Source organism: Sphingorhabdus sp., assembly GCF_044374345.1.
Taxonomy (GTDB): Bacteria; Pseudomonadota; Alphaproteobacteria; order Sphingomonadales; family Sphingomonadaceae; genus Sphingorhabdus_B.
Genome location: NZ_JBILOS010000045.1, coordinates 1 through 15,727 on the forward strand (window position 1 = coordinate 1; position 15,727 = coordinate 15,727).

At 57.1% G+C, this 15,727-nt stretch carries 16 protein-coding genes, 1 tRNA gene and 1 pseudogene; 11 read left to right on the forward strand and 7 right to left on the reverse strand.

The window, feature by feature from the left end; translation table 11 throughout:
• The first annotated feature begins 203 nt into the window (after positions 1–203).
• Together ACIQ5B_RS06190 and ACIQ5B_RS06195 are read left to right on the forward strand one after the other, a co-directional pair.
• Positions 204–279, forward strand: a tRNA-Val gene (locus tag ACIQ5B_RS06190).
• A gap of 92 nt (positions 280–371) precedes the next feature.
• Positions 372–581: a hypothetical protein gene (locus tag ACIQ5B_RS06195; RefSeq protein WP_397598256.1), complete on the forward strand. Its 210-nt coding sequence runs from the start codon at positions 372–374 to the stop codon at positions 579–581.
• A 12-nt stretch (positions 582–593) separates the two neighbouring features.
• On the opposite strand, the gene ACIQ5B_RS06200 is transcribed toward ACIQ5B_RS06195, so the two are convergent.
• Entirely contained in the window at positions 594–1,187 is a 594-nt protein-coding gene (locus tag ACIQ5B_RS06200) for a TlpA family protein disulfide reductase (protein ID WP_397598257.1), read from the reverse strand.
• A 16-nt stretch (positions 1,188–1,203) separates the two neighbouring features.
• Between ACIQ5B_RS06200 and argH the strand changes: the two genes are divergently transcribed.
• The 8 genes from argH to ACIQ5B_RS06240 are packed head-to-tail and all read left to right on the forward strand — an operon-like array spanning position 1,204 to position 8,280.
• Complete coding sequence (argH, locus tag ACIQ5B_RS06205; RefSeq protein WP_397598258.1) at positions 1,204–2,574, forward strand: argininosuccinate lyase; 1,371 nt, start codon at positions 1,204–1,206, stop codon at positions 2,572–2,574.
• Complete coding sequence (locus ACIQ5B_RS06210; RefSeq protein WP_397598259.1) at positions 2,571–2,876, forward strand: hypothetical protein; 306 nt, start codon at positions 2,571–2,573, stop codon at positions 2,874–2,876. Before argH ends, ACIQ5B_RS06210 begins: the two co-directional genes overlap by 4 nt.
• A gap of 12 nt (positions 2,877–2,888) precedes the next feature.
• The gene (gene lysA, locus ACIQ5B_RS06215; RefSeq protein WP_397598260.1) at positions 2,889–4,151 is read left to right on the forward strand and encodes a diaminopimelate decarboxylase; all 1,263 of its coding nucleotides are present in this window, start codon (positions 2,889–2,891) and stop codon (positions 4,149–4,151) included.
• A 10-nt stretch (positions 4,152–4,161) separates the two neighbouring features.
• Positions 4,162–4,941, forward strand: a complete 780-nt coding sequence (locus ACIQ5B_RS06220; protein ID WP_397598261.1) for an NAD(P)-dependent oxidoreductase — start codon at positions 4,162–4,164, stop codon at positions 4,939–4,941.
• A gap of 38 nt (positions 4,942–4,979) precedes the next feature.
• Positions 4,980–5,789: a pyrroline-5-carboxylate reductase gene (gene proC, locus ACIQ5B_RS06225; RefSeq protein WP_397598262.1), complete on the forward strand. Its 810-nt coding sequence runs from the start codon at positions 4,980–4,982 to the stop codon at positions 5,787–5,789.
• Positions 5,786–7,393, forward strand: a complete 1,608-nt coding sequence (locus tag ACIQ5B_RS06230) for an amidase (protein WP_397598263.1) — start codon at positions 5,786–5,788, stop codon at positions 7,391–7,393. The genes proC and ACIQ5B_RS06230 overlap by 4 nt, the downstream gene beginning before the upstream one ends.
• Entirely contained in the window at positions 7,394–7,867 is a 474-nt protein-coding gene (locus tag ACIQ5B_RS06235; protein WP_397598264.1) for a PaaI family thioesterase, read from the forward strand. It begins immediately after the preceding gene.
• On the forward strand, positions 7,864–8,280 hold the full coding sequence (locus ACIQ5B_RS06240; protein ID WP_397598265.1) for a PaaI family thioesterase: 417 nt from the start codon (positions 7,864–7,866) through the stop codon (positions 8,278–8,280). Before ACIQ5B_RS06235 ends, ACIQ5B_RS06240 begins: the two co-directional genes overlap by 4 nt.
• 2 nt (positions 8,281–8,282) lie before the next feature.
• Here ACIQ5B_RS06240 and ACIQ5B_RS06245 read toward each other — a convergent pair whose 3' ends face one another.
• The 6 genes from ACIQ5B_RS06245 to ACIQ5B_RS06270 form a co-directional block, all read right to left on the reverse strand.
• The gene (locus ACIQ5B_RS06245) at positions 8,283–8,795 is read right to left on the reverse strand and encodes a YbjN domain-containing protein (RefSeq protein ID WP_333569847.1); all 513 of its coding nucleotides are present in this window, start codon (positions 8,793–8,795) and stop codon (positions 8,283–8,285) included.
• Positions 8,796–8,924: 129 nt separating this feature from the next.
• A complete protein-coding gene (locus ACIQ5B_RS06250) occupies positions 8,925–9,212 on the reverse strand; it encodes an accessory factor UbiK family protein (RefSeq protein ID WP_324478703.1) in 288 nt (95 codons plus the stop codon).
• A gap of 27 nt (positions 9,213–9,239) precedes the next feature.
• On the reverse strand, positions 9,240–9,800 hold the full coding sequence (locus ACIQ5B_RS06255; RefSeq protein WP_397598266.1) for a TspO/MBR family protein: 561 nt from the start codon (positions 9,798–9,800) through the stop codon (positions 9,240–9,242).
• A gap of 148 nt (positions 9,801–9,948) precedes the next feature.
• The gene (locus ACIQ5B_RS06260; protein ID WP_397598267.1) at positions 9,949–10,248 is read right to left on the reverse strand and encodes a hypothetical protein; all 300 of its coding nucleotides are present in this window, start codon (positions 10,246–10,248) and stop codon (positions 9,949–9,951) included.
• Positions 10,249–10,259: 11 nt separating this feature from the next.
• A complete protein-coding gene (locus tag ACIQ5B_RS06265; RefSeq protein ID WP_397598268.1) occupies positions 10,260–13,139 on the reverse strand; it encodes a M16 family metallopeptidase in 2,880 nt (959 codons plus the stop codon).
• Positions 13,140–13,232: 93 nt separating this feature from the next.
• The gene (locus tag ACIQ5B_RS06270; protein ID WP_397598269.1) at positions 13,233–15,341 is read right to left on the reverse strand and encodes a penicillin acylase family protein; all 2,109 of its coding nucleotides are present in this window, start codon (positions 15,339–15,341) and stop codon (positions 13,233–13,235) included.
• Positions 15,342–15,431: 90 nt separating this feature from the next.
• On the opposite strand from ACIQ5B_RS06270, the pseudogene ACIQ5B_RS06275 reads away from it, so the two are divergent.
• A pseudogene (locus tag ACIQ5B_RS06275) lies at positions 15,432–15,727 on the forward strand (leucyl aminopeptidase); the annotation flags it as partial.

A 15,727-nucleotide genomic window follows, 5' to 3' on the forward strand; every position in this document is an offset into this window, starting at 1 on the left:
GGATTACCGCAATGACCGAAAGCGGTATGCTCGTCCGGCGTCAGGATCCAGCCGATGCACGGCGGGTTTTCATTGAACTGTCGGACGAAACATCTGCCAAGCTGGATGATTATTTTGTCGCAATCGGCATCCGTTCCGCTCCGATCATCTGATTAGGCTTGCAAAAGCCAAAACGCTTTGGCAAAGGCGCGCTTCCCCTAGTGGGGCGCTTAGCTCAGTTGGTAGAGCATCTCGTTTACACCGAGAGGGTCAGCGGTTCGAGCCCGTTAGCGCCCACCATTTTTGGATAATGACCGTTCGAGGCACCAAAAATGCAGGACACCCTTTTTCCATTCATCGTTCATAAAGTTTTCTGCTGGCATTTTGTCGCCATGCGGCGACTTTTTGCAACATTGGGCACAGGCTTCATCCTATTGTCGGCAGGGTTTTTACCCGACACAGCCTTTGCCCGGGAAACCGAGCAAGCGGAAATCACCAATTGCAATGATCCCCGCCACAAACATGTGGTCGTGCGGTCACCGACCGAATCACTGCCTGTGCGAAAATTGGAAAAGCAGCGCGTCCGCCGGATATTGATGTAGGGTCAGGACCTATTAGTCCGCTGCGCGCAGCAGCTTTGCCATTTCGGCCTCATCCCATTCCACACCGCCGGTCACGCGCCACACTTCTTTGCCATCGCTGTCATATAATATGGTGGTGGGCAGCGCGATCGCGTTGTTGAACGCCGTCAATAGTGCATTATCAGCATCGGTATAGGGCACCAAATTCTTGACCCCTGTTTCCGTGAAAAAGGCGACAACAGGTGCGCGTCCTTCAAGATCTTGCGACACGGCAATCACGTTCATGCGGCCTTTCTCCAACTTCGCCAGCGCGTCCAGCGTCGGCATTTCCGCTTTGCAGGGTGCGCACCATGTTGCCCAGATGTTGAGCAACAACGGCTTGCCTTCAAAATCAGCAAGGCTGACATCCTGACCCTGCGCATCGGCAAAAGGTGCCGATGGTGCTTTTTGGCCCGCAAATTGATAACTGAGCGTGGCGCGCATGCCATTGGCGCTTTCAAGAGCAATTTCCGCCGTGTCAGATGCCCCTGCCTTGGCCGTGGATGCGGGTTGCGCTTGCCCCTTGGGTTGGCTTTCTTTATCGCACCCAGCCAGCACTAAAAGGATTAAGGCAATTACAAAGCGCATCTCTGATTCCAATAGCATGTGGGGCGGCCGGTTTGGCGAAGGCCCTGGCGTTATCATGCGCGAGATAAATGCCTCCATCCCATTCGACAAGCGTCTTTGGCAGGAAGACATAGCCGGCAGCAAAGCGCATGCCGATATGCTGGCTGCAAACGGGATTATAACGGCGTCAGACAATGCCGCGATCCAAAGCGGGCTCGATAGCATTTACGCCGAATATGCAGCCAATGGCGTGCCCGAAGACCTCACGCTTGAAGATATTCATATGGTCACCGAAACGCGGTTACGTGCTTTGGTGGGTGAGCCTGCGGCACGGCTGCACACCGCGCGGTCGCGAAATGACCAAGTCGCCACCGACTTCCGCCTTTGGGTGCGCAATGCGACCCATGAAATCGATGCGGGCCTGCGCGCATTCCAGTCGGCGCTGGTGACACGTGCCGAAGAACATGCCGATAGCATCATGCCCGGCTTCACGCATTTGCAGGTCGCCCAACCCGTCACGCTTGGCCATCATCTGATGGCTTATTATGAAATGACGAAGCGCGACCGCAGCCGCTTTGCCGATTGCCGCAGCCGGTTGAACCAGTCCCCCTTGGGCGCGGCCGCACTTGCGGGAACATCCTTTCCGATTGACCGCGCCGCAACGGCATTGGCGCTTGGCTTTGACGGCCCCATGGCGAACAGTCTGGACTCGGTTTCCGACCGTGACTTCGCGCTTGAGTTCCTTACGGCCGCCGCGCAAACGGCGCTGCATCTGTCGCGCTTGGCCGAAGAAATGATCATATGGGCGTCGCAGCCTTATGGTTTCATCAGCCTGCCCGACGCATGGTCGACGGGCAGTTCCATCATGCCGCAAAAGCGCAATCCCGACGCGGCTGAACTGGTGCGCGGACATGCAGGACGGATCATTGGCTGCATGAACAGCCTGATGATCACCATGAAGGGCCTGCCGCTCGCATATTCCAAGGACATGCAGGACGATAAACCTCCGGTGTTTGAGGCATATGACCTGCTGGCTTTGTCCATCGCGGCAATGACGGGCATGGTTGCCAATGTGACATTTAATACGCCGCGCATGCGCGATGTTGCCGCCAGCGGGTTTTCCACCGCTACCGATCTGGCCGACTGGCTGGTGCGCGAATTTGGCATGCCCTTCCGCGAGGCGCATCATGTTACCGGCAGCGTCGTTAAATCCTGCGAAGCGCGCGGCATAAGCCTGTCCGAAATCACCGTGGACGATCTTTCGGCCATTAATCCTGCGCTGGCTGGCTGCAATTTGCCCGATCTGTCGATCGAAGGATCGGTAAACAGCCGGACAAGTGCTGGCGGCACGGCACCTATGCGCGTAAAAGAAGCCATAAATATTGCCAAAAAGGAACTTGAGGCATGAAACCGGCGCGCACCACCTTCATCATTGGCATCGCCCTGTGCGTTGCGGGCTGCGGCAAAGTGGGCGATCTGGAACCCCGCACAGGCAATAGCATGCCACCGCAAGCTTATGGCCAGACCACCGAGCAAACGGCGAAGATTCTCACGACCCCATCGGTTCAGGCACGGCCAGGGCGCACCGACGAGCTGCTGAAACGGTCCGAACGGCGCGGAGATGATCCGTTCGACATTCCGCCGGGACAAGAACCCAAACGGTTTGATCCCGAACAGACCGATTCGTCCGAAAAAACGCCTTCCAAATAAGTATCCCATCCTATGAACCATTTTGACCTTAAAAATGGCGTGTTGCACGCCGAAGATGTCGCCCTGCCCGATATTGCGGCGGCGGTGGGCACACCTGTCTATATCTACTCGCGCGCAACGCTGGAGCGGCACGCGCAAGTGTTCCGCGACGCATTGTCGGGCCTTGATAACCCGCATTTGGCCTTTGCCGTAAAATCCAACCCGAATTTGGCTGTGCTCAAGGTGCTCGCGCGTCAGGGCTATGGCGCGGATGTTGTGTCGGGCGGCGAAATGGACCGCGCACTTGCTGCGGGCATGGCGCCAGAAGACATTGTGTTTTCGGGCGTTGGCAAGACGGCCGAAGAAATCGTCCGCGCATTGAAGGCAGGTATCGGGCAATTCAATATCGAGTCCGAAGAAGAAGGCCGCGAGCTCGCGACGCTTGCGGACGCATTGAACTATCAGGCGAATGCCGTGCTGCGCATCAATCCCGATGTCGACGCCGGCACACATGGCAAGATTTCAACGGGGAAAGCCGACAATAAATTTGGCGTGGGCATTCACCGCGCGACGGAAATTTATGGCCGCTTAAATGCGTTGCCTGGACTGAATATGCGCGGCGTTGCGGTGCATATCGGCAGCCAGTTGACCAGCCTTGAGCCGCTGGAGACAGCGTTCACAAAAGTCGGTGCGCTGGTGCAGGATTTGCGCGACCAAGGCCATAAAGTCACCCATGTTGACTTGGGCGGCGGCCTTGGCGTGCGCTATCGCGATGGCGACAATCCGCCTGAACCTGCCGAATATGGCGCGATGGTTGCGAGGGTGACCAAGGACTGGGGCGTGCGTTTGATGTTCGAACCCGGCCGTGTCATCGCCGGAAACGCGGGCGTCCTGCTGACGCGCGTTATTCGCGTGAAGCCCGGATCGGGCAATGCACCCTTTGCGATTGTCGATGCCGCGATGAATGACTTGGCGCGGCCCGCGCTATACGACGCGTGGCATGATTTTGACGCGGTCGAACCAAATGGCCGCAAAATGACCGCCAACATTGTGGGCCCCGTCTGCGAAACCGGCGATACCTTTGCCATGGGCCGCGAAATCGATGTCGTAGAGGCCAATGACCTAGCGATATTCCGCACCGCTGGCGCGTATGGCGCGACGATGGCAAGCACCTATAACAGCCGGGGCCTCGTTCCCGAAGTGCTCGTCGACGGCGATAAATTCGCGGTGGTGGCGGAACGCATTTCGCCCGAGACCATTCTTGCGGCAGAACATGTGCCCGACTGGCTGAAATAAGGATCGAGATTTGGACCAGCTCCCCATTTTCGTAAATCTGAAGGGCCGAAATGTCATTTTGGTCGGTGAAGGCGAAATGGCGGATGCGAAACGGCGGCTGATTGAACGCGCGGGCGGTATCTGCGTTGATGCCGCCGATCGTGCGGCACGGATTGCCTTTGTCGCCATCGCCGAAGAAGAGGACGCCCGCATCGCTGCGGACGAATTGAAAGCCCGTGGCTTGCTCGTCAACGTCGTCGACCGCCCCGAAATTTGTGATTTTACGACACCCGCGATTGTCGACCGGACCCCTGTGTTGATTGCAGTCGGCACCGGCGGCGCATCAGCTGGCATGGCCAAGGCCATTCGCCAGCGTATCGAAACATTGCTACCTGAAACATTGGGTCCGCTGGCCGAAGCTATTTCCGGCGCCCGCAGCAAAATCCGCGCGCGTTGGTCCGAAGGGCCCGAGCGCCGACGTGCATTGGATCAGGGCTTCGCCGCCGGTGGCATGCTTGACCCGTTCGGCACGCATGACGACGCGACGGTCGACAATTGGATTATGCAGGCCGACAATCCCAAGGGTGACCGGTTGATTGAAATTGCGTTGCTCTCCACCGATCCCGACGACCTTACGTTGCTCACCGCCCGCCTGCTTGGCGAAGCGGACAATGTGTTTCATGATCCCGGCGTGCCAGCGGCTATCCTCAATCGTGCACGTGCCGATGCCGTTCGGCACGCAAGTGCACCACCCGTGGTACCGCCCGAAGGCTTGTCCTTGTTCCTGCGGTTGCCGTTGGCGCAAGGATAGGGCATGACGACAGCGTAAATAGTCGCAAGGTCTTCATTGTGTCCGCTTTCCCCTCTAAAATTTGCTTTTACGGCTGTGGTAATATGGGGGGTGCCATGTTGCGCGGTTGGCTTGCTGCCGATGTCGCACCCGCAGCCTTCCACATCATCGATCCGGTTGCGGAAAAGCTGCCAGAGGGCGTCCATCTCCATCGGTCGTCTGCGGCATTGGATATGCGCTTTGATGTCGTCATATTGGGTATCAAGCCGCAGCTTTTGGCTGAACTGACGCCCGAAATAGGGCGAATTCTCGCCCCCGGGGCGACATTGATATCGATACTGGCCGGAACCACGACCGATACGCTTTCGGGGTATTTTCCCGATGCGCGCATCATCCGGCTGATGCCCAATTTGGCCGCCGCGATTGGCAAGTCCCCGCTGGGTGTTTTTACGCCACATGACGATGCGCAGCAACGGGCAGAGATGGTATCGTTACTGGCTCCGCTGGGTGCAGTCATCTGGATCGACGACGAAACGCATATGGACGCCGTCACGGCGCTTGCCGGGTCCGGGCCAGCGTTTGTTTATCGCTTTATTGATGCACTGACCCAAGGTGGTGAAGCCGCTGGATTGCCGCGGGATATTGCGGCACAACTGGCGCTGGCAATGACCGAGGGCGCAGCGATATTGGCCGCGACCGCATCGGAAACGCCCGCTGATCTGGCGCGGCGCGTGACCAGTCCGGGCGGCACAACCGCCGCAGGGCTCGCCGTGCTGGATTCGGATGCGGCGTTGAACAAACTGATGACCGATACATTGCGCGCCGCACGTGACCGGGGTGCCGAACTGGCCAAGGGAGATGCGACGTGAAGATTAAAATTGCACTCATCTTAAGCTGCGTCGCTTTTGCGTCGTCGGTGTCCGCAATGGCCCCAACGCCGCCATCGACCGAAGTGGCCGCCGCCAATCTTGCCAAGGCTGGTCCCATCGAAAGCTTGGACCTGTCGCAATTGGCCGATGGCATTGATAATGGCGCGTTGAACAGCGAAGCGATTACGACGGCCTATCTGGCGCGGATTGCAGCGGTGGATGACAGCGGCCCCATGCTGAATGCGGTCATCGCCACCTTCCCCGATGCGATTGATCAGGCGCGCGCGATGGATGCGGAACTGCGCGCTGGCACATATCGCGGGCCAATGCATGGCATTCCGGTGTTGGTGAAGGACAATGTCGAAGTCGCCGGACCCATCGCGACGACCGCAGGGTCATTGGCCTTGGCCGGCAATATCACCAATCGCGATGCACCGTTGATTGCGCGGCTGCGCGCGGCGGGCGCGGTCATTCTTGGTAAAACCAATTTGAGCGAATGGGCCAATATCCGGTCGGGTAACTCCACCAGCGGGTGGAGCGCAGTGGGCGGCCTCACCAAAAATCCGCACGCACTTGACCGAAACAGCTGCGGCTCCTCCAGCGGCAGTGGTGCGGCAATGGCTGCGGGCCTTGCGGCGGGCAGCATTGGGACCGAAACCGATGGGTCGATCACCTGCCCCGCTGGCGTCAACGGCGTGGTCGGGTTCAAACCGACCGTCGGTCTTGTTTCGCGCCGCTATATCGTTCCGATCAGCCACAGTCAGGACACTGCAGGCCCCATGACGCGTTCGGTCCGTGATGCAGCCATCATGCTCACGGCCATGGCCGGCACCGACCCTCAGGACGCAGCAACCGCCGATGCGGACACATGGCGCGGCGATTACAGCAAGGACCTTTCTGTCGATGGGCTAAAAGGCATGCGCATTGGCGTTCTTCGTGCACCCAATGTTGACGCCGCATTATTTGATGCCGCGCTTGCCGCATTGAAGGCTGGCGGCGCGGACGTCGTCATGCTGGACGGCAGCAAGATCGACCGCCAGAAAATCGGCCAAGGCGAATTCAAGGTTCTGCTGACAGAATTAAAGGCGGACCTTGCAAGCTATTTGCAAGGCCTACCCGAAGGCCTCGTTCCCCATAAGACGCTGGCCGATGTCATTGCGTTCAACAAAGCGAATGCCAACACGGAATTGCAGCATTTTGGGCAGGACATATTTGAAACCGCCAACAAGGAAAAAGGGCTAGACGATCCCGCTTATCTGCAAGCACTGGCAACCTCGCGCGGCCTTGCGTCGGGCGCGCTCAATCAGTTTTTTGCCCGTGACAAAGTTGATGTCATCGTCGCCCAGACCAATGGTCCCGCATGGCTTTCCACGCTTGGCAAAGGCGATGCTTTTTCGGGGCCAAGCGCAAGTCAATTGCCAGCCGTTGCCGGCTTTCCGCATTTGACCGTGCCCATGGGTCTGTCCGCTGGGCTGCCGGTCGGAATAAGCTTCATCGGGCCCAAGTGGCATGACCATGCTGTATTAAAGGCGGGATATGCCTATGAGCAGCTTTCAAAAGCCCGTGTGACACCGCAGCTGCGGCCAACCTTAGAAAGTAAGTAAATGGCGTTTGGCAAACCCGACTTGGGCAGCATCGTGCCGAAAGGCGCTGAATTCGACCCCGCCCTCGTCAACAAGATGATGGGCAAATTTGGCCATGGCGGGTTTCTCGACATGGAATATGTTGGCCATGGCGCGGACTGGGTGGAGCTCGCCATCGACTGGCGTGAAGACCTTGTTGCCGACCCCGATACAGGTATCCTCGCGTCGGCCGTGATCATCAGCCTAATGGACAACGCCACCAGCATGTCTATTTGGACGAAGCTAGGTGAGTTTAGGCCGCAAGTGACGATGGACCTGCGGATCGACTATCTGCGACCGTCACCTTCGGGCGAACGGGTATATGGCCGGGGCATCTGCTATCATTTGACCAACAGCATCGGCTTTGTTCGCGGCTTTGCCCATAATGGCAATCCGGACGAGCCTTTGGCCCATGCAAGCGGCACATTCATCCGTATCGGAGACCGCATATCATGACCGATAGCCCAATTGCTCTGCCGCCTTATGCCCAAGCCTTGGACATGACGATCGTCGACGAAATCGACGGCGCGCCGGTTATCGGCATGCCCTTTGCCGACCGTGTGCAAGGTCGCCCTGGGTATCTGCATGGTGGCGCCATATCCGGATTGCTGGAAATCGCGGCCATCGCCGCCGTGCACCGCGCGTTACAGGCGAAGGGGAGCAATTCCGCCATCAAACAAGTCAATGTCACGGTCGATTTCATGCGCGGCGGGCTAAGTCAGATGACCTATGCCGTGGGCGAGGTAACGCGCCTTGGCCGCACGATGGCCAATGTCGAGGCCCGCGCATGGCAGGATGATCGGGATAAGCCCATTGCCATGGGCCATATGCACTATCTGATTAAAGCCAAACGCGAAGACGCGGCCTGACGTTACGCTTCACCATGCGTATCGATGAGTGCGCTGGCGATGGCTTCTTCGGGTGATTTGTCGCCCCAGATGATGAACTGGAACACCGGGTAGAAACGTTCGCATTCGTCAATCGCGACGTCGATGATGGTTTGTGCCTGATCCACACCCAACAACCCATTGGGCGCCATCAAACTGCCATGGCGGAACAACAATATGCCGTTCGCGGACCACATGTCGAAATGACCAAGCCACAATTGTTCATTGATAAGGCCGAGCGCCGTGTACACGCTCGCGCGCTTGTCCACGGGTACGGTGATATCCGGCAAGATGATAAGCTGCAGCGCATTGTCATCTTCACGCCAGATCGCGCGGATCTGATAGCTGGCCCAGCTGCCCTTATACTCGGCGGTAATCTCGTCCTCGCCCTCAAGCTCGAACGACCAGCCACGCGCTTCGAACAATGCGGCGAGCATGTCTACGGGCGCGGATTCGTCCCGTTCAAATTGCTCATATTGTTCGTCTGCGTCGTGCATAAAATTGCGCCTGTTATGATGTCAGCGAGTCTGCCTCTTGACTGACTCGCGCGCAAGCAACTTGCGACGCTGCGCAACACAAGCTTGTGGGCCGACTGTGGAAAAGTTCAAACCGGACGGATTATGAACTTATTTGGAAGGCTTGGCCTTTGCGGGCGCAGCGCCGCCTTTTGCCTTAAGCGCGGCTTCCAACGCAGCCACCCTTTTGCCAAGCGCATCGGCTTCGGCGCGGGCATTGGCCGCGAGTGTTTTCACCGCATCAAATTCTTCGCGCGACACGAGGTCCAGACCGGCGGCCCATTCGCGGGCGCGGTCACGCATGCTCGCTTCGGCTTCGCGGCCCATGCCGGCAACTGTTCCGGCAACGCCATTCAGTACCTTGGCCAAATCATCAAAAATGCGCTTTTCGCTTTGCATGTCATTCACTCCATTGCGGTCGGGAGATTAACCGCTTTTGCCTATCTGGGAACTCTTAGCGGGCACGTAAAGGCTTTCGGCATCAGGATTCAACTGATCGATCTGAAAATTCAGTATCGCGGCAAAGCTAATCCACACCAAATAAGGCACCATCAACCATGCCGCAGCCTTGCGAACGCGCGCAAATGCGAAGGTTGTAGCAATAGCGACACCCAGCATCACAAGGATGGTGAAAAACGCAGCCGTCACTTGATGCTGGCCAAAAAACATCGGCGACCAGCTGAGGTTGATCACAAATTGCAACAGGAACAGGCCAATCGCCACATTGCGGGCCCGCGCGCCACGCGCGGCGAGCACCATCGCAAAGGCAAGGCCCATCAGAAGATATAATGTCGGCCAAACCACACCGAACACCCAGCCCGGCGGCTGAATATCTGGCTTAATCAAGGCTTGATACCACGCATTGTCGGCGGTTGACCCGGACATGGTGCCAGAGAGAAACCCAAGAAACATGGTGAGCGGAATGACAATCAACGCCCAGCGCAATAACGACATGCGACGCTGCGATGCGGATGCGATCTGGTTCATGCCAAGGCTCCTGCCTGTTCAGCGAGTCGGAAGAAACGCCATCAATCGACATAGTAGCACTCGGCCACAATAGAACAAGGCCGCCCACCCCAAAGGGCAGACGGCCATGTATCTCAATTCAGGGCGCGGAAACCGGCCCCGATTAAATTTACTTACGTGTGCCCGAAAGGCCCATCGAACCAAAGGCACCGGCCTTTACTTCACCGGTGATAGCATCGCCCGAAACGGTTGCGGTTGCATCAAGATGCATTGGCATTGGAACAGTGATGTCCATGCCCCAGCTCAACGTGTCGCCATCGACGGTGCCATTGGCAATGTCCATTGCACCAAGGCCACCCGACATGCTGCCCGAAAAGCTGCCGCCGTCGCTATTGACGGTCAAAACGGCCTTTTGGTCACCCATTGGGCTTTTGATTGTTACGTCCCATTGACCATCAACTGATGCCATATTCTTGCTCCTTACTTGGTTGTTTTACTTGCAGTGGTGTTAGCAGCTTCGGTTACCATTTCAATTGGCAATCCAAGTGCTTCAAGCTGTGGCTTCACCTTGGCGGCATCGCCCACGACCAGCCATGTAATTTTGGACGGATCAACCTTTGCGCGCATTTCGTCGTTCAGCGCCTTGGCAGTCAGGGCGTTATATTTGCCCGCCAGTGTTTCGGCATAATCGAATGGACGCTTGTTCAAACGATCAGACTGCATCTGTCCCAGAACGGCGGACGACTGTTCATAGCTGCCCGGCAGTTCAAGCACATTGCCCTTGATGGTCTTTTCCAGTTCTTCCGCAGTGACCGGCTTTGCACCATTAAAGTCCTTTAACTGGTCCATCAAAACCTTGACCGATGGTCCTGTCTGGTTGGTTTGGACTGGCGCAAACATATAAAATGGCACGCGGTCTTCCGCGCCATTGACTTGGCTACGCACCCCATAAGACCAACCCTTGGTTTCGCGCAGGTCCATATTGATGCGCGACAGGAAGTCACCGCCGAAAACTTCGTTCGCTGCGCGCAAGGTCAGCAAATCGTCCGATCCCTTTGCATCCAGCACGACGCCGCCAAGGACCAGTGACTGTGGCGCATTTGGCCGGTCAATCAGCAGAATCTTGGATTGCGGCGCAGGGATGGCCGCGGAGAAATTCTTCGCTGGTGCAGCCGCCGCTGTTGGCTTCCATTTGCCAAAGCGCTGTTCCAACATCGGCTTGATTTCTTTCAGCGTGGTATCGCCAACGACAAAGATTTCTGCCTTTGCCGGATGTATCCATGACTGGTGGAAATTGGCGACATCGGCACGCGTGATCTTCGCAACCGTTTCGGCATAGCCGCTACCCGTTTGCGGCCCGCCATAAGGATGTGCATTTCCGTACAGCAATGGCGGCATGCGGCGCACGGCAATGCCCTGCGGCTGGTTATTTTCCGCCTTGATCCGCGTCAGTTGCTGAACGCGGACACGCTCCAGTTCATTGGTCGCGAAGGCCGGATTTTTAATCACATCGGCCAAAAGGTCGAGCGACAGACCCAAATTTGGCTTTACCGCACGCAGGCTTGCAACCGTCCGGTCAAGCGACGATCCAACATTGACGTCAGCGCCCAATTTCTCTTCGGTTTCCGCAAGCTTGGTCGATGTAAGGGTCTGTGTACCTTCCAACATCATGGTCGACATCATCGACGCGATACCGCGCTTGTCTGCAGGATCAGCCGCATAGCCCGCGTTGAAACTGACCGCGACGCGGACCGTTGGCACGGCTGCCCGCCGTGCGAAGAAAACCTTGATACCATTGCCAAGCGTTGTTTCCTCAACGGTCGGAAAATCCAGCGCTGGAGAGCCCGTTGGTTCAGGGAATTTGCTGCGGTCCTGAAACGCCAAAGGCGCAGACACAAGCGTATCTTCGGTTCCGGGGGGCGCGTAAAAAGCAGGCGATGTCAGCGTGCCGGTGCGGCTGCCCGATCCAGCGGCCACTTCCTTATACGCCTCACGCTCGCCTGGCTCGACGCGAATTTCGAGCACGGGGCGGGTCAGCCATTTTTGCATCGCCGCCTTTACTGCTTCGGGCTTTGTCGTGGCGAGGCGCTCCAACTCTTTCTTGTAGAAATTCGAGTCGCCCACATAAAGCTGACCTTCGGCAAGCGCGACGGCCTTTCCGCCGAATCCGCCAACCTGTTCAAGGCCATCGATTTGCTGGGCAATATTGCTGGCGGCGACGCGCTGCACTTCCTCAGCGGTTGGCCCCGTGGCGATGTAATCGGCCAATATTTCATCCAACCGCTTGGCAACCGCATCGGCATCACCGCCGGGCTTCACATCCGCTTGAATGTTAATCAGGCTGCCGTGCACGAACGGGATCAGATATGCCGAAACGCCCACGACGCTTTGTTCCTGACGCACAAGGATATTGTCCAGACGCGAGCTGGACAGGCCACCAAGCGCGCTCATGCCAATGTACAGCGCATTTGCATCAGGGTCGGCCAATCCCGGCACCACCCAGTTGCGATAAATACGTGTGGTCGGAACCTTGTCCTTCATCACGATTTTAACCGGCTTTTCCAGCGTGGGTATAGGCGCGTTGACGGGCGCGACATCTTTGCCGCGCTTGATGCTGCCGAACCATTTTTCAACAAGCGGCTTGGCTTGCGCGGCGTTGATATCACCTGCCAGCACGAGCACCGCATTATTTGGACCATAATGGTCGATGAACCAGTTCTTCATGTCATCCAGCGATGCCGCCGACAGGTCTTCCAGGCTGCCAATGGTGTCGTGATGATAAGGGTGGCCAACGGGGAACAAGGTTTCCGAACGCTTATAATCGACCAGTCCAAATGGCTGGTTGTCGCCCTGACGCTTTTCATTCGAAACAACGCCGATCTGGTTATCGAGCTTTTCCTTCGTCACGGCGTTGAGCAAAAAGCCCATACGGTCGCTTTCGAGGAATAAAGCCGATTCCAGCGCAGTCGTCGGCACAGTCTGGAAATAGTTTGTCCGGTCGAGCCATGTCGTGCCGTTCAAGTCGGTGGCGCCGATTTTCTTGGTATATTCAAAATAATCGCCCGGCGCGTTTTCGCTGCCGTTGAACATGATATGTTCGAACAAATGGGCATAGCCCGTTTTGCCTTTGGGTTCATGCTTTGACCCTACGCCATACCAGATGGAAACCGCGACGATCGGCGCCTTGCGGTCTTCATGCACCAACACCGTCAGGCCGTTGTCGAGCGTGAATTTCTCATGCGGAATATTCACGGCCTCCACCAGTTTTGAAACGGGTGCTGCGGTTTGCGCAAATGCCGGTGCCTGCGCGGCCAACACCGAACCAGACAACATAAGCGCGAGGGTCAATTTACGGATCATGATATGCTCCCAAAGATATTTCTACTGTCGCCAGAGATAGTGCCAAAACGGACAAACACAATCTGGCGGTTGCACATTTTCGACAAACGCCGTTCAGGGCCGATAACGGCGCTTTGCATGCTTCACGGCGTCGGCCCATTCGAAATGAACGGGCTTATATTTGCCCGCGACAAACAGCTTCATCTGGTCGGTGTAATGCGGCGATTCGGGCCGCGTGGTTGCCGCACCATAAGGCTGGATGGATTCCGATATAACGCCGCCATTTTTGTCCCAACGGATCAGCATGATGTAGCTGTCGCCATGCCGGACGCGGACCTTGCCATCTGCTTGATCGGCATCCCACATCGTCGTCGCGCGCAGGGCATCGCTTCCGCCGAACATCGGCAAGTCGACATTGCCGCGCCGCAGCCGCTGAATATCGCCAAGCTGCGGGTCAATTCTGCCAAAGCGCTTCTTGAATTCATCAACCGCTTCCTGAAGCGTTTTGCGGGGATCGGGCATTGGGTCACCGCGCCAGTTCGGGCGTGCACCAAAACGAATGATCCTTTCAGCCAATGCGTCAGCATCGCCCTTGCCATCGCTTGACCAGTCCCAGCTGGCCAACAGCTTTTGCGCCTTGGCGAGTTCCGGCGCATCTTTCAGGTCCAACGCGGCAAAGGACGCCATCCATGGCCCGACCCAGCTCTGCTTGCTGTAGGTCATGTCCATCTTGATCGCGAGCAGCTCTTCCGGCGTGATCGACCTATCCGCCGCCAACAGCTCGGTGGCGCGCAGGCCCCGGTTGGTCATGCCACGTTCGATACCCAGATACGGCGAATAATCCGCCGGGTTCATTTCCGAACCCGGGCCAGCCGCCAGAAACGGCGTGTTATTCGCGTTCTGCACAAAGCCTGATGCTGGATCGACAATCTTGGGATAGCGATCAAAGCCGACAGGGCCGGACCACATGGCAGCGGACGTATCGCCCGGAAGCTGCTTGGTGTAATCATAGCCCGGTTTGCGATCAGGGAAGAGCGCATTGTAGATATAGGCAACGCGGCCGGTTTTGTCGGCATAGATGAAGTTGGTGGCAGGAATCCCGCCAATCGACATGGACTTCGTCCACTCGTCCCAATTCGTCGCCTTGGTATTCCGGTAATATTGCTCGACGACCTTTACGCTGTCGATTCCGGCATAGCGGATGGCGAAATAGCCCTTATCATTCTTGATAACCGGACCATGTACTGATCGATACACTGTCTGTGGCACCGGCAGATTGAAGGGCCCGAACTTGACGGGCAACCAGACGCGCTTTGAATTGAGCGGCAGCCATTTGCCATCATAACGATATTTGTCACCCGCATCGTTCATCACCAATTTATAGACATCAATCAGGTCCGGGCGATTGACCGTGTTGGTCCAGCCAAGGTGGCGGTTATGCCCCAACAGTACGAAGGGCGATCCCGGGAACAATGCGCCTGCCATATGAAGGCCTTCGCCCGAATGCGTCACCGCCTCATACCATGCCACTTGTCCTTCATAGGGCTGGTGCGAATTGGAAATCAGCCAGGTCTTGCCATCGGCCATACGCTTTGGCGCGAGGGCAAAGGCATTGGACCCGTTCATTTCGGGATCGCGCCCGATTGGCGTCATTGGTGCTGCGCTCTCTTTGGGCTGCGGCTTGCCTTCGGTCAGCGCACCGATTGCACCATCAAGGCCATAGAAAAATGGCGCGCGCAGAACAAAGCCGGTCACGATGTCCTGTCCGGTGACCGGAAACAGTTTCGACAAGCGCACTTCGCCCGGATGCTTCGATGCATAATGATTGAGTCCGGCGGCATAAGCTTCGGCCACTGCGCGGACCTCAGGCGACAATTCCATATAGCGCTTTTCAGCGGTTTCCCGCGCGCCCAACAGATGCATGACATAATCGACCTTCGCCCCGTCCGAGCCAGCCAAGGCCCCATAACGGCCGCGGGTCATGGCGATGACATCTTCTATCGTCGAAAAATCATCTTCGGCATGGGCGTAGGCAAGGCCATAAGCCGTGTCCGCATCGGTCGCGCCATTGATATGCGGCACACCATATTCGTCGCGCACAATCTCGGCATCATAGGTCCGCTTGGCGGTTTCATATTCAGTCGCGGCCAATGGCTCCCACAACGCACCTGCACCAGCTACCACACCGGCAAGCGCCAAAGACGCCCATAAAAATTTACGCATCTTATTCTCCCTGCAATGAGACCTTGTCACATCGGTCCATTTGCGTACATAACCGGCATAACCAAGATTTACGGAAAGGAAAGTCCCTCTATGTTTCGCAGCTTCTTAGCCCTTGCACTGGCAAGCGCAGCAATCACCCCCGCATTTGCGCAGGCCGATGTCATTGGATCGGGCATAGCACCATCAACAGCAGCGCATTCGCAGACACGACCCATTAATTTTGCGACCACGGCGCCAACATCGGGTGCGCTTGTGATAGTGATGCGCAACGCGACCTTGCCAGGCAATGTAGTCGATGCCGCAACCGCGCAAGCATTGAACGCAGCCATCGCTTCGGCAAAATTTGAAGGCAAAGAGGGCAGTTCATTGTCGCTGCGCGGCATTGG

Excerpts from the sequence above, each read along its gene's own strand:
- ACIQ5B_RS06260 (WP_397598267.1), bottom strand. The coding sequence starts at position 10,248 with ATGGCATCAGTTGATGGTCAATGGGACGTAACAATCAAAAGCCCAATG.
- ACIQ5B_RS06235 (WP_397598264.1), top strand. The coding sequence starts at position 7,394 with ATGGCGTTTGGCAAACCCGACTTGGGCAGCATCGTGCCGAAAGGCGCT.
- ACIQ5B_RS06270 (WP_397598269.1), bottom strand. The coding sequence starts at position 15,341 with ATGCGTAAATTTTTATGGGCGTCTTTGGCGCTTGCCGGTGTGGTAGCT.
- lysA (WP_397598260.1), top strand. The coding sequence starts at position 2,889 with ATGAACCATTTTGACCTTAAAAATGGCGTGTTGCACGCCGAAGATGTC.
- ACIQ5B_RS06240 (WP_397598265.1), top strand. The coding sequence starts at position 7,864 with ATGACCGATAGCCCAATTGCTCTGCCGCCTTATGCCCAAGCCTTGGAC.
- ACIQ5B_RS06265 (WP_397598268.1), bottom strand. The coding sequence starts at position 13,139 with ATGATCCGTAAATTGACCCTCGCGCTTATGTTGTCTGGTTCGGTGTTG.
- ACIQ5B_RS06195 (WP_397598256.1), top strand. The coding sequence starts at position 372 with ATGCGGCGACTTTTTGCAACATTGGGCACAGGCTTCATCCTATTGTCG.
- ACIQ5B_RS06255 (WP_397598266.1), bottom strand. The coding sequence starts at position 9,800 with ATGAACCAGATCGCATCCGCATCGCAGCGTCGCATGTCGTTATTGCGC.
- ACIQ5B_RS06210 (WP_397598259.1), top strand. The coding sequence starts at position 2,571 with ATGAAACCGGCGCGCACCACCTTCATCATTGGCATCGCCCTGTGCGTT.
- ACIQ5B_RS06200 (WP_397598257.1), bottom strand. The coding sequence starts at position 1,187 with ATGCGCTTTGTAATTGCCTTAATCCTTTTAGTGCTGGCTGGGTGCGAT.
- argH (WP_397598258.1), top strand. The coding sequence starts at position 1,204 with ATGTGGGGCGGCCGGTTTGGCGAAGGCCCTGGCGTTATCATGCGCGAG.
- ACIQ5B_RS06245 (WP_333569847.1), bottom strand. The coding sequence starts at position 8,795 with ATGCACGACGCAGACGAACAATATGAGCAATTTGAACGGGACGAATCC.
- ACIQ5B_RS06250 (WP_324478703.1), bottom strand. The coding sequence starts at position 9,212 with ATGCAAAGCGAAAAGCGCATTTTTGATGATTTGGCCAAGGTACTGAAT.